The sequence below is a fragment of the Phenylobacterium sp. genome (assembly GCF_031360265.1).
GTDB lineage: Bacteria > Pseudomonadota > Alphaproteobacteria > Caulobacterales > Caulobacteraceae > Phenylobacterium.
Genome location: NZ_JANMBF010000024.1, coordinates 1 through 23,334, shown reverse-complemented (window position 1 = coordinate 23,334; position 23,334 = coordinate 1). Strand labels below are relative to the sequence as shown.

Below are 23,334 nucleotides of genomic sequence, written 5' to 3'. Positions count from 1 at the left end.
CCAGAACATTCACCAGGATTTCGCCATCTTTCCTGCGGCGCGCCGGAACCTCAGATCGAGGAAGCGGTTAGGCGATCAGGTTCCCAGGCATCCCGCATGGGCTGGTAGAGAGTGCGGCAATGGTCAAGCTTATCAACATATTGGCGGCTGCCGCGATGGCCGCGACAGCAGCGACAGCGGCAAACGCCGTTGAGTTCATCAAGAACGGCGGCTTCGAAACCGCCAGCTACGCCACCAACAGCCAGTTCGGCGCCGGGTTCGGCGGCCAGGGCGTGGCCAACTGGACAGGCCTGGGCGGCACGCATCTGCAATTCTGGTACGGATTTGGTCACGGAGCCGGGGGCACGCCGACGACCTTGGCCGATTCCGCCGCCAATCAATTTGGCGATCCTCGGACCTTTTTCTATTCGAGCCTCAACACGCTGAGCCCGAACGGCGGGGCGTTTGTCGGCCTCGACGGCGATCCGGTCGCCAGCGGACAGATTTCGCAGACGGTGAACGGCCTGACCGTCGGCAACACCTACACCCTGAAGTTCAACTGGGGCGCGGCGCAGCTGGCCAACCGGGTGGGCGCGACCACCGAGATGCTGAAGGTGAGCTTCGGTGGCGATACGGCGTTCACCCCGCTCGTCGCCAATCCCAGCAAGGGCTTCACGGGCTGGATGAACCAGACCTTCAAGTTCAAGGCGATCTCGACCTCCCAGACCCTGAGCTTCCTGTCGATCGGAACCCCGCGCGGGCTGCCGCCGATCGCGGTGCTCGACGGCGTATCCCTGACCGGCGGCGGCGTGCCGGAGCCGGCCAGCTGGGCGATGATGATCCTGGGCATGGGCGGCCTCGGGGTCGTGCTGCGCCGCAATCGCGTGATCCGCGGCGCCCGGGCCTGACACCAAGCCAAAGGTTGCGCCCCGCTCCGTGCAGCAACGGATCGGGGTGGGCCTCGCCCTGGATTGCGCAACCCATGGCGCCGTGGCGTCCCGGTTGTGAGAGCCCGATGTAGATGTGTCGCACTCCGCGGGCGCCATGCTACGGCTGCGGGCTCCGCGGAGTGACCCCATGCGATTGCTGATGAACATGCTGTGGTTTGTGTTTGGCGGATGGATTTCCGGGACGCTGTGGCTGCTGGCCGGGGCGATCCTGGCGATTACGGTGGTCGGCCTGCCCTGGACGCCGGCGGCGTTCCGCATCGCCGGCTTCAGCTACTGGCCGTTCGGCAAGCTGGTGATCGACCGGCACACCGGGCCGACCAGCCTGATCCTCAACATCCTATGGTTCATCCTGGCCGGCTGGTGGCTGGCGCTGCATCACCTGGTGCTGGCCGTCGGCCTGGCGGTGACGATCATCGGTATCCCGTTCGCCTGGCAGCATGTGAAGCTGGCGATGTTGTCGGTGACCCCCGTCGGCAAGGCGGTGGTCGAGGCCTGACGCCTGGCTCTGGTCCGCCCGATCACCGTCGAGACCCTCGTAGAAATAGGTCACGGGCGTCGCCAGAGCCTGGGCGAGCGCGAACAGCTGGGCGGCCGAGGGTGCGCTGACGCCGGTTTCATACTTGGCGATCTGCTGGAACGAAACGCCGCAGCCCCGACCCACGGCGGTCTGGGTCAGGTCCAGTTCGCGCCGGCGCTGACGCAACCGCCCGGCAATGTGCCGCCTGATCCGCTCCATCGATTGCGCCCCTCGCACGCGCCAAGCTCACCTGGCTCGCGCTGCGAGACGTAGAGCCCCGGGTCACGGCGCGCATGACGCGTTTGGACTATGCGGAGCGAAGAACCCGCGCCAGGGCCCGGGTGTAGGCGAGGGTCGGAAAGAAAGGGGCGACGCGACAGCGGGGGAGGGTCTGGCGTCGCCCCTTTCAGCCGGAGCCCCAGCCCCAGGGCCGTCGTCCAGCACGCCTTCCAGTCACACAAAGGGCCGGCGGCGGATGTGACGCCCATCACAGGCCGCGTCAGTCGGCATGGACATCGAGGCCAAGGGCGGTGAGCAGGGTCTGCTGCTGGGCCAGCGTGATCTTCAGGCCGTCATAGGCGGCCAGGCCCGCCAGGTGCAGGCCCGAGACGTGGGCGCCGCGCAGGTCAGCGTCAGTCAGGATGGCCCCGGCGGTGAGCGCCTGGAAGAGATCGCAGTCGGTCAGGTTGGCGCCCGTCAGGTCGGCCCCGGTGAGATCGGCCTCCCGCAGGTTCGATCCGGCCAGGTCGCAGGTGGCCAGCCGGGCGTCGGACAGATCGGCGAGTTCCAGATTGCAGGCGGTGAAGGTGGCGGTGGTGCGGACCACCTTGCCGCCAAACGCCCGCGAAAAGTCGGCGCGATGAAACCGGGCGCCGCGCAGGTTGGCGTTGTCGAACACCACGTCATAGAAGCTGGAGCGGTCAAGGTCGGCGAACGACAGATCGCAGGCGGTGAACCGGGCGTGGTCAAGCTGGCTGAAGGCGATCTGAACCCCGGAATGGCTGTCGGGGTCGGCGAAGTCGCAACGGGTGAAGGTGATCTCGCGCAGGTCGGCGTGGGCGAACCGGCAGCGTGTGATCTTGCATTCGGTGAAGCTGGCCCCCTGCAGGATCACCGCCGAAAGCTGGAGGTCGGTGAACGTGCAGGCGGTGAAGGCCGCGCCCTCCAGGTTACGCTCGGCGAACTCAACGCCGGAGAGGTCGAGGTCGGCGTAGGCGCCGCCGGCGGCGAGATCAGGACTGTCCATCCGCTCACCCTACTGACCGTTCACGGATTTGCGAGCGGCCAGGCCACGCCGGCGACTGCTAGTCTTTGATCCTCACAAGGGGTCCACATGCCCGGCGCCGTCGCAAGCCCGCTGTCAGATCCGCCACTCATCGTCGTGGCGCCCACGATGACGGCTTTCGTCGGTTCGGGCGGCGCGGGTCCGGCGGACACAGCGGTGCGGATTGGGGGACCGGCGGACTTCGAGACCACGTTCGGACCGTTCGCCGACGCCGGCGACCTCGGCATGGCGGTGTCCCTGTTCCTGGGCAACGGTGGCGACGGGGTCTGGGTCGTGCGAGCGGAAGATGGGTCCAGGGGCCTGCGGGCGCTGGACGCCCTGCCCCGGATCGACCTGATGGCCTTGCCCGGCCAGACCGGTCTGGCGGCGCAGGCCGGCGCGCTGGCCTATGCCGAGGCGCGTGGCGCCTTGCTGATCCTCGACCTGCCCGCCACGGTGACGGGCGCGGCGTCCGCGCAGGCCTGGCTGAACGACGCCGCGGCGCTGCGCCACCCCAACGCCATGGCCACCTTCCCGCACATCCAGGGCGCAGGCGCGGGGCAACCCACGACGAACTGCGGCGCGGTGGCCGGCGCCATGGTCCGGCTGGAGCGGACGCGCGGCCTTTGGAAAGCGGCCAGCGGGATCGAGGCCGTGCTCCAGGGCGTGACCTGGCTGGCGACCCAGCTGACTTCGGCCGAGAGCGCGGCGCTCGCGCTGCAGGGACTCAATCCGCTGCGGCGGCTGCCCGGCGGCCAGGTGGTCATCTGGGGCGCACGAACCCTGGCCAGCGGAACCGCCCAGGAGGAGGACTGGCGATACGTTCCGGTGCGTCGCATGGCGCTGTTTCTGGAGCGCAGCCTGGGCGAGAGCCTGACATGGACCGCCGTTGAAGCGAACGCCGAACCGCTGTGGGCCGCGGTGCGGCAGAGCGTCGAGAGCTTTCTCGCAGAGCTCTGGCGGGCCGGCGCGTTTCAGGGGGCCACCCCGCGCACAGGCTACTATGTGCGCTGCGACGCGACCACGATGACGGAGGCCGATATCGAGGCGGGTCGGCTGATCGTCGAGGTGGGAACCGCGCCGCTCAAGCCCGCCGAGTTCGTGATCCTGCAGATCAGCGCGAGGGCCACGCCGCCCGGGTGAGCGACTATTCCGCCGCCGGAACCGGGACCAGGATCTCGCCGCCGCTTTCGCGGAATTTCTCGGCCATCTGGGCCATCCCGGCGGTCGCCACATCGTTCTGTCGGGCGGCGTCGGCGCGGATGTCCTGGCTGATCTTCATCGAGCAGAACTTGGGGCCGCACATGGAGCAGAAGTGGGCGGTCTTGAACGCCTCCTTGGGCAGGCTCTCGTCGTGGTATTCGCGGGCGGTTTCCGGATCGATGCCGAGGTTGAACTGGTCCTCCCAGCGGAACTCGAAGCGGGCGCGGGAGATGGCGTCGTCCCAGGCCCGCGCGGTCGGATGGCCCTTGGCCAAGTCGGCGGCGTGGGCGGCCAGCTTGTAGGTCATGACGCCCACCTTGACGTCATCGCGGTTGGGCAGACCCAGGTGCTCCTTGGGCGTCACGTAGCAAAGCATGGCCGTGCCGAACCAGCCGATCATGGCGGCCCCGATGGCCGAGGTGATGTGGTCGTAGCCGGGGGCCACGTCGGTGGTCAGCGGACCCAGGGTGTAGAAGGGCGCCTAGCCTCAGACCTCGAGCTGCTTGTCCATGTTGGCCTTGATCTTGTGCATCGGCACGTGGCCGGGGCCCTCGATCATCACCTGGACATTGTGCTTCCAGGCGATCCGGGTGAGCTCGCCCAGGGTCTCCAGCTCGCCGAACTGGGCGGCGTCATTGGCGTCGGCGATACAGCCGGGGCGCAGGCCGTCGCCCAGGCTGAACGACACGTCGTAGGCCTTCATGATCTCGCAGATGTCTTCGAAGTGCTCGTAGAGAAAGTTCTCCCTGTGGTGGCTGAGGCACCACTTGGCCATGATCGAGCCGCCGCGGCTGACGATGCCGGTCACCCGCTTGGCGGTCAGCGGGACGTAGGCCAGTCGGACGCCCGCATGGATGGTGAAGTAGTCCACGCCCTGCTCTGCCTGTTCGATCAGGGTGTCGCGGAACACCTCCCAGGTCAGGTCCTCGGCCACGCCGTTGACCTTCTCCAGGGCCTGGTAGATCGGCACAGTTCCAATCGGCACGGATGAGTTGCGCACGATCCAGTCGCGGATGTTGTGGATGTTGCGGCCGGTCGACAGGTCCATGACCGTGTCGGCGCCGCACCTCGTCGCCCAAACAAGCTTGTCGACCTCGTCGGCGACGTGGCTGAGCACCGCGGAGTTGCCAATGTTGGCGTTAATCTTCACCAGGAAGTTGCGGCCGATAATCATCGGCTCCAGCTCCGTGTGGTTGATGTTGGCCGGGATGATGGCGCGGCCGCGGGCGATCTCCTCGCGGACGAATTCCGGGGTGCAGAAATCGGGGATCGAGGCGCCGAAATCCTCGCCGTCGCGGATGAAGGGGTCGCTCTCCAGGCGGCGCAGGTTCTCGCGTATGGCGACGTATTCCATCTCCGCGGTGATGATCCCGCGCCGCGCATATTCCAGCTGGGTGACGTTGGCGCCGGGCCGGGCGCGATAGACGCGGCGGGGCGCCGAGAACTGCGGCGCGAGGTGCGTACCCCTCGCAAAGCCGTTGTCCTCGGGTTTCACCTCGCGGGGGATCTCAACGATTTCGACGTCGCCCCGGGAGACCACCCAGGGCTCGCGGGTCTTTGCCAGGCCCTTCTCGATGTCGATGCTGGCGGTCGGATCGGTGTAGGGGCCGGAAGGATCATAGAGCGTCAGCGGCGGCTCGTTGGCGGACGGATGGACAGCGACCTCGCGGAACGGCACGCGGATGTCGGGCCACAGCACGCCGGACTGATAGACCTTGCGCGAGCCCGGGCGTTCGCCGGTTGGGATCTGCCTGGGCTCCAGATTGGCGATGGGCTTGTTCATGGCGTGTGGCCTCTGCCGTGAGCTTGCGGGCTCGGTGGACGGACCACGGGCGAAGGGGTCGGAAACCGCTTCCTTCCCTTCGCCGGCATGACCCGGATCAGGTTCGACGGGTCGCGGGATCACCCGCCTCTCAGCCGCTTGGCGCGGCCCCCCGAGGAGATTCTGATGTTAGGCCCGATGCGGCTTGCCGGAAAGGCTGGAGTTCAGGTCTGGCGACGGCGAAGGCTTCCGTTCCCCGCGGGTCAGGGCCTAGGGTCGCCGCCAACAAGACAATGGGAGGAACCAAGCCATGACGAAACTCGAGACAGGGACCTCGGACCTGCTGGCCGACCTCGACGCCGGCGTGCTGACGATCACGCTCAACCGGCCGGCCGCGCGAAATGCCATGAGCGAGGCGATGAACCAGGCGCTGGGCCAGCAGCTTGCGGCGGCGGAGCTGGACCCCGCGGTCAAGTGCGTGGTGCTGACCGGCGCGGGCCAGGGGTTCTGCGCGGGCGGCGACGTCAAGGGCATGAACGACCGCAATAGCGGTGGCGGATCGGGCCCCAGCCTCGACGAGGCCATCCACCGCCAGCGGGTGAACCAGCGCGCTACCGCCGGAAAGTTGTTCAAGATGCCCAAGCCGACCCTGGCCGCCCTGCCCGGCGCGGCGGCCGGCGCCGGGCTGTCGCTGGCGCTGGCCTGCGACCTGCGGATCATGGCCAGCAATGCGATCCTGACCACCGCCTTCGCCAAGGTCGGGCTGGCTGGCGACTACGGCGGCTCCTATTTCCTCACCCAGCTGGTCGGGTCAGCCAAGGCGCGCGAGATGTATTTCCTGTCGGACCGGGTGAGCGCCGAGGACGCGCTGCGCCTGGGCCTGACCAACTGGGTCTGTTCGCCTGAGGACCTGGCGGCGAAGACCCGGGAGGTCGCCCGCCGGCTCGCCGACGGACCCAGCATCTGCTTCCGCTACATGAAGGAGAACCTCAACCGCGCCATGGCCGGGGACTGGGACGACTGCCTGGACCTTGAAGCCACCCACCACGTCCACTCGGCCCAGACCGCCGACCACCGCGAAGCCGCCAGGGCCTTCGTCGACAAGCGCGCGCCAGTGTTCGAAGGTCGGTAGCCGCCGCGTTCAGGCGCGGTTCAGCGCAGCCGGCGACGAAGTGATAGGTTCTCACCGGACAGGAGACACACCATGAAGATCGCCCTTGGCCCGATCGGCGCCGCGAGCGCCCTGATCCTCGCCGCGCCCGCGCAGGCCGCCGACGTCAAGGCGCCGGCCACGCCGTGCTTCCAGACCCGCGACATCCGCAACCACACCGTGGGCGATGCGCGGACGCTCTATTTCGATGTCGCCGGACGCGCCGTCTATCGGGTGAGCATGAGCAACAACTGCCTGGCGGCGTCGTTCTCGTCCGATCCGATCGTGCTGCGCAATTTCATGGGCTCCAGCCAGATCTGCCGGCCGCTCGACCTGGACCTGAGCGCCGGCCCCTCGGGCCTGTCGCGCTGCATCGTCTCGGAAATCGCCAAGCTGACGCCGAAGGAAGTCGCCGCCTTGCCAAAGAAGGTCCGGCCCTGACCTCGCCCCGCGCCTGAATTTGCGCTAGGCGAGGCGCCATGCATCTCGCCCGCTTCAATCCGGTCCGCTTCGCCCACCTGCCGACCCCGTTGGAGCCCTTGCCCCGGCTTACGGAGGCGTTGATGACGCCGGGCGGCGGCGGACCGGCGCTGTGGGTCAAGCGCGACGATTGCACCGGCCTGGCCGGCGGCGGCAACAAGACGCGCAAACTGGAATACCTGTTGGGCGAGGCCCTGGCCAACGACGCCGACACCCTGGTGACGCAAGGCGCGGTGCAGTCCAACCACGTGCGCCAGACGGTGGCCGCCGCGGTCCGCTTTGGCCTGAGCTGCGAGGTGATCCTGGAGGCGCGGACAGGATCGGACGCCGTCGACTACATTCGCTCCGGCAATGTCCTGCTCGACGAGCTGATGGGCGCGAAGATCCGCCATGTCCCGGCCGGAACCGACATGACCCTTGCGTTGGCCCAGGTGGCCGCCGAGGTCGCGGCCCTCGGTCGGCGCCCCTATGTGATCCCCGGCGGCGGGTCGAACGCCATCGGCGCGCTGGGCTATGCCGAATGCGCCATGGAGCTGGTCAGCCAAGCCAACGACATGGGCCTGGAGATCGACCGCGTCGTCACCGCTACCGGCAGCGCCGGCACCCAGGCCGGTCTGGTCGCGGGGCTGGCGGTGATGGGGGCCGACATTCCCGTGCTCGGCATCGGCGTGCGCGCGCCCCGGGACGTGCAGGAAGCCAATGTGTTCCGGCTGGCGGTGGAGACCGCCACCCTGCTGGGTCATGCCGACCGGGTGACGCGCGAGATGGTGGTCGCCGACTGCGACTATGTGGGCGCGGGCTATGGGATCATGGATGAGGCGGTGATCGCGGCGCTGAAGCTGGCGGCGCGCACCGACGCCCTGCTGCTGGACCCGGTCTATACCGGCAAGGCGATGAAGGGACTGATCGCGCTGTCGCGCGCCGGCCGGTTCGACGGCGAGACAGTGGTGTTCCTGCACACCGGCGGGGCGCAGGGCCTGTTCGCCTATCAGTCGGTGATGGACGGCCACCTCCAGTGACCGAGGCCGCCTCAACCTCCCTGGTGCTGGGCGTGCTGGGCGGCATGGGGCCGGCCGCGACCCTGGATTTCCTGACCAAGCTGCAGGCCTTCACCCCCGCCCGGTCCGATCAGGACCACATCCGCGTCATCGTCGACATCAACCCCAAGATCCCCGACCGCAATGTCCCGGGAACCGAGGCCGGCGTGGTGCTGGCCGAAATGGCCGGCGGGCTGGCGGGGGCCGGGGCCGAGGTGCTGGCCATCGCCTGCAACACCGCCCACGCCCACGCCGGGCTGATCCAGCGCGCCTGCGGCCTGCCGCTGATCGACATGATCGAGACCGGCGCCAAGGCCGCCCGCGACACCGGCGCCCGGCGGGTCGGCGTGCTGGCGACGCGGGGCGGCCTGCGGCTCTACCGGGAATACCTCGCCGCCCAGGCCATGGGGCTGGTCACCCTCGACGCCGAGCGGCAGGAAGAGTTCATGGCCACGATCTACAAGATCAAGGCCGGCGACACGGGCGAGGCAGTGCGGCGCGAGATGGTCGGCTATGCCGCCGACCTGGCCGCGGCGGGGGCGGAGACGGTGATCGCCGGCTGCACCGAGGCGCCGCTGGTGCTGAGGGCCACCGACCTGCGCGCGCCGCTCATCGATCCGGGAGAACTGCTGGCGCGGCGCTGCGTGGCAGTCTGCCTGGGCCGCGAACCCCTGCCCGCGATGGCCTGAGGTCAGTCGCCCCGGGCGAGCTTGCGCGGGTCGGCCTTCTGGGCGGGCGCCAGGCGCATGACCTCGGTCTGGTATTTCTCATCCTCGCCGGCGGCCAACAGCGGCGCGGCGTCAGCGGCCGCCTGGATCAGCGGCTCGACCCACTTCAGGTCCGTCTTGTGGAAGTCGGAGAGCACGTGGCCCTGGACCAGCTCCTTTTCGCCCGGATGGCCGGTCCCCAGCCGCGCGCGGCGGAAGTAGGGGCCCACCTGGGCGGCGATCGAGCGCACGCCGTTGTTGCCGGCCGCCCCGCCGCCAGCCTTCATCCGGAAGCGGCCCGGCGCCAGGTCGATCTCGTCGTAGAAGACCACCAGGTCGGCCGGATCGATCTTGAAGAAATGCAACGCCTCGCCGACCGCGCGGCCAGCCTCGTTGTAGAAGGTCTGCGGCTTGAGGATCAGCGCCTTCACCCGCTCGCCGGAGGGCGTCGGGATCGCGCCTTCGGCGACGAAGCTGCGGAACCGGGCCCGGAAGGGCCCGAAGTCCCACCGGCGCGCGATCTCGTCCACCGCCATGAAGCCGATGTTGTGGCGGTTGCGGGCGTAGGTCTGGCCCGGGTTGCCCAGGCCGGCGATCAGCAGCATTGGCCCCCCGAGAGAAACCCGGGACGCGAGGACTAGGCCTCGCCGCCCTCTTCAGCCGCCGCGGCGGCTTCGGTCGCGGCGACTTCGCTGGTCGCGGCGTCAGCGGCGTCGTCCGCATCGGCTTGCGAGGAGGCGCCGGAGATCGTCGCCACCACCGTCTCGACGGGAATCGCGGCGGTCACGTTGGCGGGCAGCTTCAGGTCGGAGACGCGGATCGAGGCGCCGATGTCCAGGCCGGTCAGATCGACCACCAGTTCTTCCGGGATCTGGTCGGCGAAGCAGGAGACCTGGACGTCGTGGAACACCACATTGAGCGTCCCGCCGCGCTTGATGCCGGGCGCCTCGTCCTGGTGGCTGAAATGCAGCGGCACATTGATCTTGATCTGCTGGTGCGCATCGACCCGATAGAGGTCGAAGTGCCAGGGCGTATCGGTGACCGGATGCATGTCGACCGCCTTGGCGATCACCGGCTGGGTTTCCTCGCCGTATTTCAGGGTCACCAGGTGGCCGAGCAGCTTGCCGGTGTAGAGCGCCTTGCGGAACTCGTTCATCTTGACGGAGATGGCGACGGGGTCCTTGTCGCCGCCGTACAGAACGCCGGGCACCAGGCCCGCGCGACGGGCGACGCGCGCGCCGCCGGTGCCGGTCCGCTCGCGGACTTCAACGTTCAATACGATCTCGGCCATGGCCTTGCCTCAAAACGAAACCGCCGCGCGAAGGGTGCGCGGCGACGCAAATGACGGCCGGGTCAGGCCGAAAGGTGCGCGTAGATACACAAAAGCCCCGTCCGGCGCAACGGGCAGACGGGTTATATCCTCAGCGCCTTTTCGAGCGTGAGCGCGCCGTGATCGTGGCCGATGCCGGGGTCAGGGCGGCGGCCTGGGCCACGGCTAGCGCCTTGGCGTCCAGGGAATCGATCACGCCCGCGCCCTTCATCAGGCAGCGGCCGGTATCCATGAGGATATGCTGGCCGATGCAGAACATGTCCTCGTAGTGCGGCTTGGCCACCGCCAGGCACTGGTAGAGGTTGAGCTTGGACATGTTCAGGCACTGGGCGGAGTTGACCTCGCTGAGCATTGGCATGACCTGCGCCAGGCTGGCGTCATCGGCGTAGCCCAGCGCGGCCAGGGCGGCCACCGCCAGGCTGCGGACCACAACCGGCGGATAGGGCGGACTGAGCGCCTCGGTGGCCTGGCCGAACGGCGCGCCGCCGGTCACCGCCTGCTGCAACAGGGCGGTCTCGGCCATCTCGCCAGGCGTGGCGGTCGCCGACAGCTGCTTGGCCTGCGCCAGCCGGGCCTCGCGGTCCTGGACGTCGGCCTTCGACCAGGCGGCGTGCTGCACATCGTAGGCCGCCTGCTTCACCGATCGGCCGGTGTCGAGCAACCGCTGGCCGTCGTCGGCCAGCGCGGCCACCACGCGACCCGCGGCCCCGGCGGACCCGGAGAACCCCACGGCATAGGTCGGATCCTTCATGATCTCGTAGGCGATGGTGCGGCGCTGGTCCGGATCGGAGACGAATTTCCGGACACCGGCGACGAAGGCCGCGTCCTGCAAGGCCGCCAGCGCGCCATAGGCTATGGCGCCGCGCAGCAGCTGTTTGGGTTCATAGGCCGAGCCGGTGCGGACCGCCTGGGCCACGCCGCCGCCGTCGGCGAAGGCCGGCGAGATGCTGCTGGCATGGTTGACATAGGCGCGATAGGCGCTGGCCTGCTCGATCACGCGCGGCGACAGGCTGATGGGCGGAACAACCGCGGCGACGGGCGGCGACGGCGGCGGAGCCTGCGGGGCCGGGCCGGCGCATCCGGCGAGCAGCGCGACCAAGGCGATGGCCGCCAGACGACGGGAATGGCGGATCAGCGTGGCGGAGGTCATCGGAAGGCATTCTCCCGGACGCCCCAAGGCAAATTGGGCGTCACTCTTGCGTTCGTCCCCCGACAGCAGAGTGGAGTCGCACGGTAAACGCTTTCTGAGCAAGCTTTGCCGGGCGAGGTAACGATCTCAATCGAACAGTTTGGACACCGACTCCTCGTTGGCGATGCGGCGGATCGCCTCGCCGATCAGCCGATCGCAGCTCACATAGCGGATCTTGCCGCCATCGCCGGCGCGGTCTGGCGGCGAGATCGAATCGGTCATGACCAGTTCTTTCAGGATGGAGGCGTTCACCCGCTCGACAGCCGCGCCGGACAACACCCCGTGCGTCACATAGGCCGAGACCTCGGAGGCCCCATTGTCGACCAGCGCCTGGGCCGCGTTGGTCAGCGTCCCGCCGCCGTCGATCATGTCGTCGAACAGGATGCAGCGGCGGCCCGACACATCGCCGATGATGTTGGCGACCTCGCTCTTGCCCGGTCCGGTGCGGCGCTTGTCGACGATGGAAAGCTCGGCCTTGAGCCGCGTGGCCAGCGCCAGTGCGCGCACGACCCCGCCAACGTCGGGCGAGACGATCATCAGCTCCGACGTCTTGGCATGGTGCGCCTTGATGTCGGCGGCCAGGATCGGCGCGGACAGCAGGTTGTCGGTGGGGATGTCGAAGAAGCCCTGGATCTGGCCGGAGTGCAGATCCATGGTCAGCACCCGGTCGGCGCCGGCGCGAGTGATCAGGTTGGCGACGAGCTTGGCCGAGATGGGGGTGCGGCCGCCGGTCTTGCGGTCCTGCCGGGCGTAGCCGAAATAGGGCATCACCGCGGTGATCCGCCGAGCCGACGCCCGCTTCAGCGCGTCGACGCAGATCAACAGCTCCATCAGATTGTCGTTGGCCGGATAGCTGGTGGACTGGATCACGAAGACGTCCTCGCCGCGGACATTCTCGTCGATGGTCACCCAGACCTCGTTATCGGCGAACCGCTTCACCTGGGCCTTGGTCAGCGGCAGGTCGAGATGCGCCGCGACGGCTTCCGCCAGCGTTCGATTGGAGTTGCCGGCCAGCAGCTTCATCGGGCCCCCACAGAAGGTTCGCTATGGGCGGGGCTTGTAGCAGCCGCGCGGGTGCGGGCAAGGCGTGACGCTACGGCGCCAGCATGATCGCCGAGAGCAGCCGGCCATAGTCGGGCTCGCCCCGCTTGAAGGCGCGACGGTTGGAGAAGAACCGATCAGGATCGGCGCAGGTGTCCTGGCCGGTCCATTCCCGTGTCTCGACGCCGGCGGCGGCGAGACGGCCAAGGACGAAGCCCGGCAGGTCGAACAGCCGCTTGTCCTGTGCAGCGCCGGCGACGAAGAACCGGCCATGGTCCGGATCGACGGCGACGAATCGCTCCCGAAATTCCAGGCCGACCTCGTAGGAGCTGGGTCCGATACAGGGCCCGACGGCGGCGCGCAGGCGGCCGCGCGCGGCGCCCAGGCTCACCATCCGCGCCACCGTCGCCTCGACGACGCCGGCCAGCGCGCCTTTCCAGCCGGCGTGGGCGGCGGCGACCACGCCAGCTTGCGGATCGACCAGCAGCACGGGCGCGCAATCGGCGGCCAGCGCCCCGCAGACCACGCCCGGCGTGGCGCTGACCACGGCGTCGGCCTGGGGCGGGTCGTCCAGCCATGCGCCCTGGGCGGTCACGGCGAGCGCGGAGTGGACCTGATAGGCGGTGACCACGCCATCGACCCCGAAGTGGGTGGCGCAGCGGCGACGGTTCTCGGCCACGGCCCGCGGATCGTCGGCAGAGCCCAGGCCGACGTTGAGGCTCTCATAGATCCCCTCGGAGACTCCCCCGGCGCGGGTGAAGAAGGCGTGGCGCACGCCGGCTTCCTCCAGGAGGCGCGAGGTGAGGACCGGAAGCGTCATACCCCGTCTTCCAAGACTTCGTCCTCAAACGCGGGCGGCGTCCAGTCGGGCGAATGGATCACGCAGGCCTTGAACAGTTCGCCCATCTCCTCGGCGCTGAGCAGCCGGTTGAGTTGGCGGCCGAGGGTTCCGGTGCGACCGGGCCGGGCGCGGACCAGGGTCTCGGCCCGTTCCCCGATGCCAAGCCTGGCCAGGAAGGCCGCCTGTGTCAGGATCGCGGTCTGGGCCCCCTGCTCCCGCGCCGCGACCATGACGGCCGGGAAGTCCGCGTGGACGGTCAGGTCGGCCTCGCCAGGGCTCTCCAGGGGATCGACCTTCTGGTGGCGGCTCAACGCCTGCAAGGTGTCGCCGAAGCCGGGCTCGGCGCGGCCGTAGTCGATCAGCAGCGCGGCGCCGCCGTCGCGGGCGACGCGAGCGCCCAGCTCGGCCCCAAGCGCGGCCTGGGCGGCGGATTGCTCATAGACCTGGCCGGGCACGGCGTCGGGCAGCAACCCGCCCGCAGGCGTCGCGGCGAGCCCGAAGGCCAGGGTCCCCGCGTCCGGGCCCAGTCCCACCACCTGCTCGGCCCAGCCGATGGCGGTGCGCACGAACTGCCGCGCCGGCAGACAGTCGAGGAGCTCGTTGGCGATGAGGATCAGCGGCGCGCCGTCGGGAACCTCCGCCAGGCTGGCGGTCCACCGCAAATCCTCACCCAGCCGCTTGCGCTGCCGGGCCTTCAGCGGCTCGGAGATTTCCACCAGCCAGATGTCGGCCGCCTCCCGGAACCCCGGCGCATGACGCACGGTGCGCAGGACATCTTCCATCAGGGTCCCGTCGCCCGGCCCGATCTCCACCAGGCGCACGGGATCGGGGCGGCCCATCAGCTCCCAGGACGAAGCGATCCACACCCCGACCAGCTCGCCGAACATCTGGCTGATCAGCGGAGCGGTGACGAAGTCTCCGGCCTCGCCCAGAGCCGGCCGCGTGGCGTAGTAGCCGAAATCGGGATCGTGCAGGCACTGGGTCATGTATCGGGCGACGTCCATCGGGCCGCCGGCGGAGATCTGGGCGACCAGTCGTTCAAGCAGACTCATCTGCGCCCTGGCCGATCACCGGCAAGGGCGCGCGCATCCCGCGCCAGATCAGGTAGACGCCGACCAGCAGCATCGGCGTCGACAGCATCATCCCCATGGTCAGGCCCAGCGGGAAATGCGGCATGTAGCTGTCCGGTTCGCGCACAGTCTCCAGGCCGATGCGGATCATGCCGTAGGCCGTCAGGAATATCCCCATCACCACCCCAGGGCGGTTGAGCAGTTTACGGCCATGGGTCGCCCAGCGCAGGACGGCGAACAGCACCAGGCCCTCCAGCGCCGCCTCATAGAGCTGGCTCGGATGGCGCGGCAGCGGTCCCCCGTCCGGAAACACCATCCCCCAGGGAACGTGGGTCGGTCGACCCCAGAGTTCGCCGTTGATGAAGTTGGCGATCCTGACCAGAAAGCCGCCGATCGGCTCGGCCGCGACGATCACGTCGCCCAGGCTCAAGGGGTTGATCCCGTGCCGCCGGGCGAACAGGAAGCCGGCGAGCAGCACGCCCAGCGCCCCGCCATGGAAGCTCATTCCGCCGTGCCAGGTCTTGAAGATCTCCAAGGGGTCGGTCCAGATCAACGTCGGCGTATAGAAGAGTACGTGACCCAGCCGCCCGCCGACGATCACGCCCAGCGTCAGCCACAGGATCAGGTCATCGATCTGCGCCGCGGTGGCCGGCGGCGCGCGATGGACCCAGAGCCTGGGGTTGCCGACGATGGCGGCGACGTAGCGCCAGCCCAGCAGAATGGTCGCCACATAGGCCAGGGCATACCATCGGATCGCGAAGGGGCCGATCTGCACCAGCACCGGGTCGATATGCGGAAATGGCACGGGCGGCATGGTCCCTTGGTTGCAGGCTGCCAGTGCCTTTAGACGAGAAGACCTTCGCTTTCGACCCTTGTCCGCCATATAGAGGGCTTGGCGGGGCCTGAAACCCGCCGCACAGAGCCGGACATGCAGACCCAGAACCCCTTTCTTGACGAGATGGCCAAGCTGACCACCGCGGCGATGGGCATGGCCCAGGCCGCCGGCGAGGAGGCCAAGGGCGCCTTCCGCGCCCAGGCCGACCGCATGGCCGCCGAACTCGACCTGATCCGCCGCGACGATTTCGAGGCGCTGAAGGCCGAGGTCGCCGCGCTCAGGGCCGAGATTGAGGCCCTGACGCCCACCAAGAGGCCCGCCGCCAAGCCAAAGCCCGCGGCCAGGGTCTGAATTTGCGCCACCACACGCGAATGTGGCTCACCCCAGGCACGAACCGGGTGACGCCGCGGCCGCGAACCAGACTAATTTCAATATCGCAGGCGATTCGGGGGCGGCCGTCTGCTCCCCGCCCGCTGCGAAAGGACCATGGGTCAAATGGACACCCTACCGTCTGACGACACCGTCCAGATCGGCTCCGATCCGCTCGACGTCGTGGAGCATGTGCTGGCCGCGGAGAACCTGCCGTTCGACCGCACCGAGGACGGCGACCTGGCCTTCTCGCTGGCCGGCGACTGGAAGGACTATGAGCTGTGGTTCGCCTGGCGGCCCGAGGGGGACTGCCTGCAGCTGTGCCTGTCCATGGACCTGACCGTCACCGCCGACCAGCGGATCGCCGCCCAGGAGCTGATCGCTCAGGTCAATCCGCGCGTCTGGCTGGGGCATTTCGAGCTGTGGGACGACGGCGAGGTGATCTTCCGCCACGGGATGGCGCTGATGACCGGCGAGCAGCCCAGCCTGGCGCAGGCTGCGGCGATGATCGACGTGGCCGTCGAGGGCGCCGATCGCTTCTATCCGGCCTTCGATTTCCTGACCAAGGGCGGCAAATCCCCGGCCGAGGCGGTCGCGGCCTGCATGTTCGAGACGGTGGGCGAGGCTTAGGCGCCGCCACCCGTCCTCTGTAGGTCAACTCGGTTTCGCGCACGCGAAGACCGGAACCCATGATCGCCCTGGGGAAGATGGCCCTGCCGCGGCCGTGCTGGGACTCATCCGGTATCGGTCGCGCCTATGGATGCCGGACATCGGCTGCGCCGATTCCGGGATGACCGCTGGAGACGGCGCGAAACCAGGATGACACCGTGGGGGTTGGCCCTCTACGGTCCCGCCGATGATCACACCTATTCTGATGCTGGGCGCGGGCCGCATGGGCGGGGCGATGCTCGACGGCTGGGCGCGGGCGGGAACGTTCGACGCCGCCCAGCTGATGATTGTCGATCCGCACCCTGGCGAGGCGGCGCTGCGGGCGCAGGCCGCCGGCGCCCGGCTCAATCCCCCCGACGCCGAGTTGGCCGCCGCCCGCACCGTGGTGCTGGCGGTGAAGCCGCAGATGTGGCGCGAGGCCGCCCGGCAATACGCCGGCCTGCTGGACCCTGAGGCGGTGATCGTCTCCATCGCCGCCGGCGTGGCCGCGCGCGACATCGCCCACCACTTCGCCGGCCGCCCAGTGGCCCGGGTCATGCCGACCACGGCGGCGGCCATCGGCCACGGGACCGCCAGCCTGCACGCCGAGGACGCCGGCGCGCGCGCGCGGGCCCGCGCCCTGTTCGAGCCGCTGGGAACCGTCGTCGACCTGGCCGAGGAGAGCCAGATGCATGCGGCCACCGGCGTGTCCGGCTCGGCGCCGGCCTATCACTACGCCTTCGTCGAGGCCCTGGAGGCCGCCGGCGCCGCGGCCGGCCTTTCGACCCAGCAGGCCAGCGAGCTCGCGCGCTCGACCATCGTCGGCGCCGCGGCGCTGTTGGCTGAGAGCGGCGCCGAGCCCGCCGACCTGCGCCGCCAGGTCACCTCGCCCGGCGGCACCACCGAGGCGGCGCTGAACGTCCTGCTGGGCGAACACGGCCTGCCGCCGCTGTTGCGCGAGGCGGTGGCGTGCGCGACGCGCCGCTCCCGCGAGCTCGGGGGATAGGGCCCTACCCCGGCAGGCGCACCACGGCCCTCAGACCACCGAGCGGGGAGCGGGACAGGATGATGTCGCCGCCGTGGCCGCGGGCCACGTCGCGGGCGATGGCCAGGCCCAGGCCGACGCCCTTGGTGTTCTGGTTGCGCGCCTCGTCGAGCCGTCCGAACGCCTTGAACGCCACCTCATAGCGCGCCTCGGGTATGCCCGGACCGTCGTCGTCCACGGAAATCTCCACGCCGCCCTGCGCCCTGGCCCGGGCCGCGACCTCGACGTGTTCGCCATGTCCGGCGGCGTTCATGATCAGGTTGGCCAGCGCCCGCTTCAGCGCGTTAGGACGCACCTTGGCGGTGAGGTCAGGATCAACCGTGACTTTCACCTGGGCGCCGGCCCGCACCGCGCCTTCGCTCACCGCCTCCAGCAGGTCGCGCAGGATCACGGTCTCGACCGTCTCCCCGCCCTCGCCGCGGGCGAAGGCCAGGTACTCGTCGATCATGTGCTCCATCTCGGCCAGGTCGCGCTTCATGTCGGCGTTGCGCTTGGAGGGCTCGGCCAGGGCGAGCGCCAGCTTGAGCCGGGTGAGCGGCGTGCGCAGGTCGTGGCTCACCGAGGCCAACAGCGTCGTCCGCTGATCGATGTGCCGCTGGATGCGGGCGCGCATGGCCAGGAAGGCGGTTGCCGCGCGGCGCACCTCCCTTGCCCCTTGCGGCTTGAAGGCCGGCACGTCGCCGCCTCGCCCGAAGGCCTCCGCCGCGTTGGCCAGCCGCTCGATGGCGCGGACCTGGTTGCGGATGAACAGGATGGCGATTCCTGTCAGCAGGATCGTCGCCACGGTCATCCAAAGCACGAAGATATGGCCCTGGGTGGCGAAGGCGCGGTCGCGCGGGGCCAGCACCCGCATCACCCCGCCCGGAACCGCCACGCGGATATCGACATAGGCCGGATAGCGGGTGGTATCGAACCAGAAGGGCTGGTCCAGGCGCTCGGAAAGCGCGCGCTGCAACAGCTGGTCGATCGGCGCCACGAACGGCTGGACCAGCACCGGGGCGTCGCGCCGGCCGGCCGGCAGCCGTCGGCCCGGCTGCAGGGCGATGGACAGGCTCATGGAGTCCTCGGCCCGCTTGGACAGCCGGGCGAAGGCGGCCGGTGTCGGGTCGTCCCGATAGCTTTCCACCGCCCAGGCGATATCGCCGGCCAGCCCTTCCGACAGTCGACTGGTCACCGTCTGCCAATGGGCGTCGAAGAACACATAGGTCACCGCGATCTGCATGATCGCCACCGGCAGGACGATGATCAGCAGCGAGCGGCCGAACAGCGTCTTCGGCATCTGCCGCCTCAGCCAGCGGGCGACCAATCGCGACGAGAACCGCATCAGTCCGGCGCCAACAGATAGCCGACGCCGCGCACCGTCTGCAGATAGCGCGGCGCCTTGGGATCGGCCTCGATCTTGCGCCGCAGGCGGGTGACCTGCACGTCCACCGCCCGGCCCGAGGGATCGCCCGCGCCGCGCGCCAGCTCCAGCCGCTCGACCGCCGCGTGGGGGCTCCTGGCCAGCAGGCGCAGCAGGGCCACCTCGGCCTCGGTTACCCGCACGAGCGCGCCGTCACAGATCAGCTCGCCACGGTCCGGATCGAAGCGGCAGCGGCCGAGCGACACAGATCCCCCCGGCGCGGGTCGGTCCTGGGCGCGGCGCAGGATGGCCTCGATACGCAGCAGCAACTCCTCAGGCTCGAACGGCTTGGCCAGATAGTCGTCAGCGCCCAGCCGCAGGCCCTCGATCCGGTCGGCGGCCTCGCCCATCGCGGTCAGCATCAACACGGGCGTCCGGCCGGCGGGGGGCCTCCGATCGCGCAGCCAGCGGGTCAGCGAGAACCCATCCTCGCCCGGCATCATCACGTCGAAGACAGCGAGGTCGAAATCCATCGCCGCCAGCAGGCGCCTTGCCGGCGCGCCGCCCGACGCCGCCGTCACCCGGAAGCCGGCCCGGGCCAGGTATTCCTTCAGCAGCTCCCGGATGCGGTCGTCGTCGTCGACGATCAGCAGGTGGCGCATCCGCGCCGGCCCGCTCACCGCAAACCGCCATTTTGTTTGACGGGGGCGCCCGCGGAGGTTTCAAGAAGAACCTTCTGAAAGGAGGTCACCCTCTCATGTCTCTCGTTCCCTTCGACGACCGCGATGGATGGATCTGGCTGGACGGCCAGTTCGTGCCCTGGCGCGAGGCGACGGTGCACGTACTGACGCATGGCCTGCACTATGCCTCGGCGGTGTTCGAGGGAGAGCGGATGTACGGGGGTGAGATCTATGAGTTGACGGCGCACACCGAGCGTCTCTTCAAGTCCGCCGAGATCCTGGACATGGAAATCCCGTTCACGGTGGCGCAGATCGATCAGGCCTGCAAGGAGACCTGCGCCCGCAACGGCCTGACCGACGCCTATATCCGCCCCATCGCCTGGCGCGGCTCGGAGATGATCGGGGTGTCGGCCCAGAACACCAAGATCCACGTGGCGATCGCGGTCTGGGACTGGCCGAGCTATTTCTCCCCGGCCGAGAAGGCCAAGGGCATCCGCATGTGCTGGGCCAAATATAAGCGGCCCTCGCCGGAGACCGAGCCGGTCCACGCCAAGGCCGCCGGCCTCTACATGATCTGCACCATCTCGAAACACGCCGCGGAGAAGGACGGCTTCACCGACGCCATGATGCTCGACTACCGGGGCTATGTGGCGGAAAGCACCGGATCCAACGTGTTCTTCGTGGCTGACGGGGTGATCCACACGCCCCTTCCCGACTGTTTCCTCAATGGCATCACGCGCCAGTCGCTGATCAGGCTCGCCCGGGCCAAGGGCTTCGAGGTGATCGAACGCCACATCCGCCCACAGGAGCTTACGGGCTTCACCGAGTGCTTCGTGACCGGCAGCGCCGCTGAGGTGACGCCGGTGTCGCAGATCGGCGACTACAGCTTCACGCCGGGGAATATCTCGCTGAGCCTGGCTGACGACTACGCAAGCATGGTCCGCCGCGAGCGGGTAACCGCCTGATCGCTCACCAGACGCCCGGCGCATACCGCCAGCGCACGCGCCGGGCATAGGCCTCGTAGCCCTCGAGCTCGGCGCGCAGCATCTTCTCCTCGCCAAGCGTGCGCAGGTGGAGGGCGAGGAAGATTATCGGCAGGATAGCCAGCGCCCAGAGCGATCCGGTGATCATCGGGCCCGCGAAGAAGCTCAGCGATCCGAAGGCGTACATCGGGTGGCGCACGAAGGCGTAGGGGCCAGTCGAGATGACCCGCTGGTCGCGCTCCTGCTGCATCTTGATCACCGGGGCGGCGAAGCTGTTGGTCCGGAACACCCAGGCGATGCCGGCATAGCTGAGGACCTGCAGGACCGCGCCGAACAGCTGAAGACCCAGCGGCGCGTGCGACCAGTGAAAGCGCCGGGCGTCGACGCCCATCAGGCAGATCCAGGCCAGGAACGCCACGCCCACGGTCAGGAGGAACAGCTTGTCCCAGGTCTTCTGCGCCTTCTGCACCGGCGGCTTCATGCGTTCTTCGAGCAGATCCGGATCGGCGAAGGCGAGCCAGAGGCTGACCGACACGCTGCAGAGCCCGAACACGGCGAGGAATGCCCAGCCGGACGGCCAGTCCAAGGTCCCGGCGCCGCCGAACAGCAGCGCGCCATAGAGCGCCAGCATCACGGCGAGCTGGAACAGCAGTTTGGGGATCAGTCTCGCCCCGGCGGCCATCGTTCCGGCTTCACACCAGGAAGGCGTAGGGCCGCGGATAGGCTTCGCCGCGCGACAGGTAGATCACGCCGACCACGCAGCGCAGGCCGTACCAGACCGCCCCGAGCGCGAACATGATCTTGGCCAGGATCAGCAGGGGGATGCCGATAACGATGAAGCTGAGCGGAAGGCCCACGCCCAGGACCATGCCGGAGAGCAGCATCCAGACGAAGCCCATCCAGAAGGTGCGGATCAGGAATGCATAGTGGCTCTGCATCGAAGGGCTCGCCTCGCCGCGGTTCGCATAGGCCAGGATCAGGCCGATGATCCCGGTGACCCCGGTGGCGAAGGCCAGCAGATAGAGGCCGTAGCAGACGGCCGGCAGGGTGCGATCCTCGGTCGCGCCATAGTCAGGATAGTCGGTCATCAGCTCAGCCTCCCGCGCGCCCGAGGGCGATGGTTCAAGGCGATGATGCCGCAATCTCGTCTGAACGCCAGTGACCGTTTGTTCAGGCGCGGACCAGGGTCACCTCGACGCCGGCGCCCACCGCGTCCGGCGCCAGCGCCAGGGGCTTTTCGACCCGCACCCGGGCCTGGGTGACGCGGGGGTCGGCCAGGCAGGCGCGCGCAAGGCGCTCGGCGAAGGTCTCCACCAGCTCGATGTGCCCCTGGGCGGCGATGTCGCGGGCGGCGCTCAGAATGGTCTCGTAGTTCAGGGTCTCGGCCAGCCGATGCGCGCCGGCGGTGGGCACATCCAGCTCCACGTCGACCACCAGAGGCTGGACACGGCCGATCTCGTGCTTGTAGACGCCGATCTCCGCCTGCACCTTCAGGCCGGTGACGAAGACCCTGGTCATGACGGTGCGCACGCCCGCGTTCATGACGATGTCCACGCCAGATGCTGGCCCGAGTCGACGGCGATCAACTGGCCGGTGACCGAGGGCGCGTCGATCAGATAGCGCAGGGCCTGGGCGATTTCGGCCGGGCTGACGGGGCGCCGCAGCAGGGTCGCCGCGACCTCCGCGTCGAAAGCCGCCTGGCTCTGATGGATCGAGGGCAGCGTCGGACCCGGGCCGATGCCGTTCACCCGGATTCGCGAGCCAAGCGCCTGGGCCATCATCCGGGTGGCGTCCCACAGCGCGGCCTTGGACAGGGCATAGGAGAAGAAGGCCGGCGACGGGTTCAACACCCGCTGGTCCAGCAGGTTGACGATCAGTCCGTCGCGGCCCCGCGGCAGGCGGCGTGCGAAAACCTGGGCCAGGACCAGCGGCGCGCGCAGGTTGGTCTCCAGATGCGCGTCCCAGGACGCCCGGTTCATGTCGGCGAAGGCGTCTTCCTCAAAGACGCTGGCGCAGTTGACCAAAAGGGTGATCGGGCCGAGTTCGGCCTCCGCCTCGCCAACCAGGGCCACCGTCGTGGCTTCCTTGCGCAGGTCGCATGCGAGGATGGCGGCCTTGCGGCCCCGGGCGCGGACGTCCGCGGCGGCGGCCTCGGCCTCGTCGTCGATGCTGCGGACGTGGATAGCGACGTCGTAGCCGGCATCAGCGGCGGCGACGACCAGGGCGCGGCCGATGCGCCGCGCGCCGCCGGTGATCAGGGCCGCGCCTCGCTCAACCATGGGGTTCAGTCATCCGGGCGATCCCGGGTCAAATCAGTCGAACCGGCCGAAATCGATGCGATTCAGCACGGCCATGACGGCGAGAAAGATGGCGATGGCGGCGATGGCCAGCATGAACAGTCTCCGAAGGCTCGATGCAGCGGCTTTAGCGAGCGGGCCGTGGCGTGGCAACTCGCGATGACGCAGTGGCGGCGGTCATCCAACCGCCATGATCGGCCGTAGGGTCTTGCCGGCGCGTGATTAGGGAATCTGACTTCTCCCCGCTAGCGCCGATCACTATGGTGGATTTTGAAGCCGGACGGACCGTTCCAACCGGCGCCCGCAACATTTCCAACGATCCCGGGAGGACGTCATGCGCGAGTACCTTAAGTTCTACATCGACGGTAAGTGGGTGGAGCCCACCGAACTGAAGACCCACGAGGTCGAAAACCCGGCCACCGAGCAGGTCGCCGGCCACATCGCCATGGGCAACGCCGCCGACGTCGATAAGGCCGTCAAGGCCGCCCGCAAGGCCTTCGCCAGCTGGAGCCAGACCACGCGGGAGGAGCGCCTGGAAGTGCTGGGCAGGATCCTTGCCGAGTACCAGAAGCGCTTCGGCGACCTGGCCACCGCGGTGACCGAGGAAATGGGCGC

26 protein-coding genes, 2 pseudogenes and 1 riboswitch are annotated in these 23,334 nt (G+C 68.9%); of the genes and pseudogenes, 12 read left to right on the top strand and 16 right to left on the bottom strand.

Translation table 11 applies throughout. The features are described from left to right. The first annotated feature begins 119 nt into the window (after positions 1-119). A complete protein-coding gene (locus RMN86_RS02340) occupies positions 120-887 on the top strand; it encodes a PEPxxWA-CTERM sorting domain-containing protein (protein ID WP_309604213.1) in 768 nt (255 codons plus the stop codon). A gap of 169 nt (positions 888-1,056) precedes the next feature. Then, positions 1,057-1,425: a YccF domain-containing protein gene (locus RMN86_RS02335; protein WP_309604212.1), complete on the top strand. Its 369-nt coding sequence runs from the start codon at positions 1,057-1,059 to the stop codon at positions 1,423-1,425. A gap of 54 nt (positions 1,426-1,479) precedes the next feature. Here the strand turns inward: RMN86_RS02335 and RMN86_RS02330 are convergent. Both RMN86_RS02330 and RMN86_RS02325 read right to left on the bottom strand, forming a co-directional pair. Beyond that, a pseudogene (locus tag RMN86_RS02330) lies at positions 1,480-1,665 on the bottom strand (helix-turn-helix domain-containing protein); the annotation flags it as partial. Between the two features lie 280 nt (positions 1,666-1,945). Beyond that, positions 1,946-2,692, bottom strand: coding sequence for a pentapeptide repeat-containing protein (locus tag RMN86_RS02325; protein WP_309604211.1), 747 nt, complete (start codon positions 2,690-2,692; stop codon positions 1,946-1,948). A gap of 87 nt (positions 2,693-2,779) precedes the next feature. On the opposite strand from RMN86_RS02325, the gene RMN86_RS02320 reads away from it, so the two are divergent. Next, on the top strand, positions 2,780-3,853 hold the full coding sequence (locus RMN86_RS02320) for a phage tail sheath C-terminal domain-containing protein (protein ID WP_309604210.1): 1,074 nt from the start codon (positions 2,780-2,782) through the stop codon (positions 3,851-3,853). Between the two features lie 4 nt (positions 3,854-3,857). Here the strand turns inward: RMN86_RS02320 and thiC are convergent. After that, positions 3,858-5,696 (bottom strand): annotated as a pseudogene (gene thiC, locus RMN86_RS02315) (phosphomethylpyrimidine synthase ThiC). A 57-nt stretch (positions 5,697-5,753) separates the two neighbouring features. Continuing rightward, a riboswitch (TPP riboswitch) is annotated at positions 5,754-5,860 on the bottom strand. Positions 5,861-5,985: 125 nt separating this feature from the next. Between thiC and RMN86_RS02310 the strand changes: the two are divergent. The 4 genes from RMN86_RS02310 to RMN86_RS02295 all read left to right on the top strand — a co-directional run bounded on the left by RMN86_RS02310 (position 5,986) and on the right by RMN86_RS02295 (position 9,031). Further along, positions 5,986-6,807 (top strand): enoyl-CoA hydratase, encoded by an 822-nt coding sequence (locus RMN86_RS02310; RefSeq protein ID WP_309604209.1) that lies wholly within the window; start codon positions 5,986-5,988, stop codon positions 6,805-6,807. 72 nt (positions 6,808-6,879) lie between these two features. Next, on the top strand, positions 6,880-7,266 hold the full coding sequence (locus tag RMN86_RS02305) for a hypothetical protein (RefSeq protein ID WP_309604208.1): 387 nt from the start codon (positions 6,880-6,882) through the stop codon (positions 7,264-7,266). 38 nt (positions 7,267-7,304) lie between these two features. After that, the gene (locus RMN86_RS02300) at positions 7,305-8,324 is read left to right on the top strand and encodes a D-cysteine desulfhydrase (RefSeq protein ID WP_309604207.1); all 1,020 of its coding nucleotides are present in this window, start codon (positions 7,305-7,307) and stop codon (positions 8,322-8,324) included. Further along, on the top strand, positions 8,321-9,031 hold the full coding sequence (locus RMN86_RS02295; protein ID WP_309604206.1) for an amino acid racemase: 711 nt from the start codon (positions 8,321-8,323) through the stop codon (positions 9,029-9,031). The genes RMN86_RS02300 and RMN86_RS02295 overlap by 4 nt, the downstream gene beginning before the upstream one ends. Before the next feature lie 2 nt (positions 9,032-9,033). Here the strand turns inward: RMN86_RS02295 and pth are convergent, their stop codons facing one another. The 7 genes from pth to lgt form a co-directional block, all read right to left on the bottom strand. Continuing rightward, positions 9,034-9,654, bottom strand: coding sequence for an aminoacyl-tRNA hydrolase (gene pth, locus RMN86_RS02290; RefSeq protein ID WP_309604205.1), 621 nt, complete (start codon positions 9,652-9,654; stop codon positions 9,034-9,036). Positions 9,655-9,686: 32 nt separating this feature from the next. Further along, a complete protein-coding gene (locus RMN86_RS02285) occupies positions 9,687-10,340 on the bottom strand; it encodes a 50S ribosomal protein L25/general stress protein Ctc (RefSeq protein ID WP_309604204.1) in 654 nt (217 codons plus the stop codon). A 130-nt stretch (positions 10,341-10,470) separates the two neighbouring features. Continuing rightward, positions 10,471-11,529 (bottom strand): hypothetical protein, encoded by a 1,059-nt coding sequence (locus RMN86_RS02280; RefSeq protein ID WP_309604203.1) that lies wholly within the window; start codon positions 11,527-11,529, stop codon positions 10,471-10,473. Positions 11,530-11,655: 126 nt separating this feature from the next. Continuing rightward, positions 11,656-12,591, bottom strand: coding sequence for a ribose-phosphate pyrophosphokinase (locus RMN86_RS02275; protein WP_309604202.1), 936 nt, complete (start codon positions 12,589-12,591; stop codon positions 11,656-11,658). Positions 12,592-12,661: 70 nt separating this feature from the next. Further along, on the bottom strand, positions 12,662-13,429 hold the full coding sequence (pgeF, locus tag RMN86_RS02270) for a peptidoglycan editing factor PgeF (protein WP_309604201.1): 768 nt from the start codon (positions 13,427-13,429) through the stop codon (positions 12,662-12,664). Further along, positions 13,426-14,502: an SAM-dependent methyltransferase gene (locus RMN86_RS02265; RefSeq protein WP_309604200.1), complete on the bottom strand. Its 1,077-nt coding sequence runs from the start codon at positions 14,500-14,502 to the stop codon at positions 13,426-13,428. The genes pgeF and RMN86_RS02265 overlap by 4 nt, the downstream gene beginning before the upstream one ends. After that, complete coding sequence (gene lgt, locus RMN86_RS02260) at positions 14,489-15,325, bottom strand: prolipoprotein diacylglyceryl transferase (protein ID WP_309604199.1); 837 nt, start codon at positions 15,323-15,325, stop codon at positions 14,489-14,491. Before lgt ends, RMN86_RS02265 begins: the two co-directional genes overlap by 14 nt. Positions 15,326-15,448: 123 nt before the next feature. Between lgt and RMN86_RS02255 the strand changes: the two genes are divergently transcribed. The 3 genes from RMN86_RS02255 to proC all read left to right on the top strand — a co-directional run bounded on the left by RMN86_RS02255 (position 15,449) and on the right by proC (position 17,378). Continuing rightward, complete coding sequence (locus RMN86_RS02255; protein ID WP_309604198.1) at positions 15,449-15,706, top strand: accessory factor UbiK family protein; 258 nt, start codon at positions 15,449-15,451, stop codon at positions 15,704-15,706. 144 nt (positions 15,707-15,850) lie between these two features. Next, positions 15,851-16,354 (top strand): YbjN domain-containing protein, encoded by a 504-nt coding sequence (locus RMN86_RS02250; RefSeq protein WP_309604197.1) that lies wholly within the window; start codon positions 15,851-15,853, stop codon positions 16,352-16,354. Between the two features lie 229 nt (positions 16,355-16,583). After that, positions 16,584-17,378, top strand: a complete 795-nt coding sequence (gene proC, locus RMN86_RS02245) for a pyrroline-5-carboxylate reductase (RefSeq protein WP_309604215.1) — start codon at positions 16,584-16,586, stop codon at positions 17,376-17,378. Positions 17,379-17,382: 4 nt separating this feature from the next. Here the strand turns inward: proC and RMN86_RS02240 are convergent, their stop codons facing one another. Both RMN86_RS02240 and RMN86_RS02235 read right to left on the bottom strand, forming a co-directional pair. Then, the gene (locus RMN86_RS02240) at positions 17,383-18,741 is read right to left on the bottom strand and encodes an ATP-binding protein (protein WP_309604196.1); all 1,359 of its coding nucleotides are present in this window, start codon (positions 18,739-18,741) and stop codon (positions 17,383-17,385) included. Continuing rightward, the gene (locus RMN86_RS02235; RefSeq protein WP_309604214.1) at positions 18,741-19,421 is read right to left on the bottom strand and encodes a response regulator transcription factor; all 681 of its coding nucleotides are present in this window, start codon (positions 19,419-19,421) and stop codon (positions 18,741-18,743) included. The genes RMN86_RS02240 and RMN86_RS02235 overlap by 1 nt, the downstream gene beginning before the upstream one ends. A gap of 95 nt (positions 19,422-19,516) precedes the next feature. Between RMN86_RS02235 and RMN86_RS02230 the strand changes: the two genes are divergently transcribed. Then, the gene (locus RMN86_RS02230) at positions 19,517-20,404 is read left to right on the top strand and encodes a branched-chain amino acid aminotransferase (protein ID WP_309604195.1); all 888 of its coding nucleotides are present in this window, start codon (positions 19,517-19,519) and stop codon (positions 20,402-20,404) included. A gap of 4 nt (positions 20,405-20,408) precedes the next feature. On the opposite strand, the gene RMN86_RS02225 is transcribed toward RMN86_RS02230, so the two are convergent. From RMN86_RS02225 to RMN86_RS02210, 4 genes are all read right to left on the bottom strand, one after another. Further along, entirely contained in the window at positions 20,409-21,104 is a 696-nt protein-coding gene (locus RMN86_RS02225) for an isoprenylcysteine carboxylmethyltransferase family protein (protein WP_309604194.1), read from the bottom strand. Positions 21,105-21,114: 10 nt separating this feature from the next. Continuing rightward, entirely contained in the window at positions 21,115-21,510 is a 396-nt protein-coding gene (locus RMN86_RS02220; RefSeq protein ID WP_309604193.1) for a hypothetical protein, read from the bottom strand. 82 nt (positions 21,511-21,592) lie between these two features. Then, positions 21,593-21,964 (bottom strand): dihydroneopterin aldolase, encoded by a 372-nt coding sequence (folB, locus tag RMN86_RS02215; RefSeq protein ID WP_309604192.1) that lies wholly within the window; start codon positions 21,962-21,964, stop codon positions 21,593-21,595. Beyond that, positions 21,961-22,701, bottom strand: a complete 741-nt coding sequence (locus RMN86_RS02210; protein WP_309604191.1) for an SDR family oxidoreductase — start codon at positions 22,699-22,701, stop codon at positions 21,961-21,963. The genes folB and RMN86_RS02210 overlap by 4 nt, the downstream gene beginning before the upstream one ends. A gap of 352 nt (positions 22,702-23,053) precedes the next feature. Here RMN86_RS02210 and RMN86_RS02205 point away from each other — a divergent pair. Further along, on the top strand, positions 23,054-23,334 hold a 281-nt coding region (locus RMN86_RS02205), incomplete at its 3' end, for an aldehyde dehydrogenase family protein (RefSeq protein ID WP_309604190.1).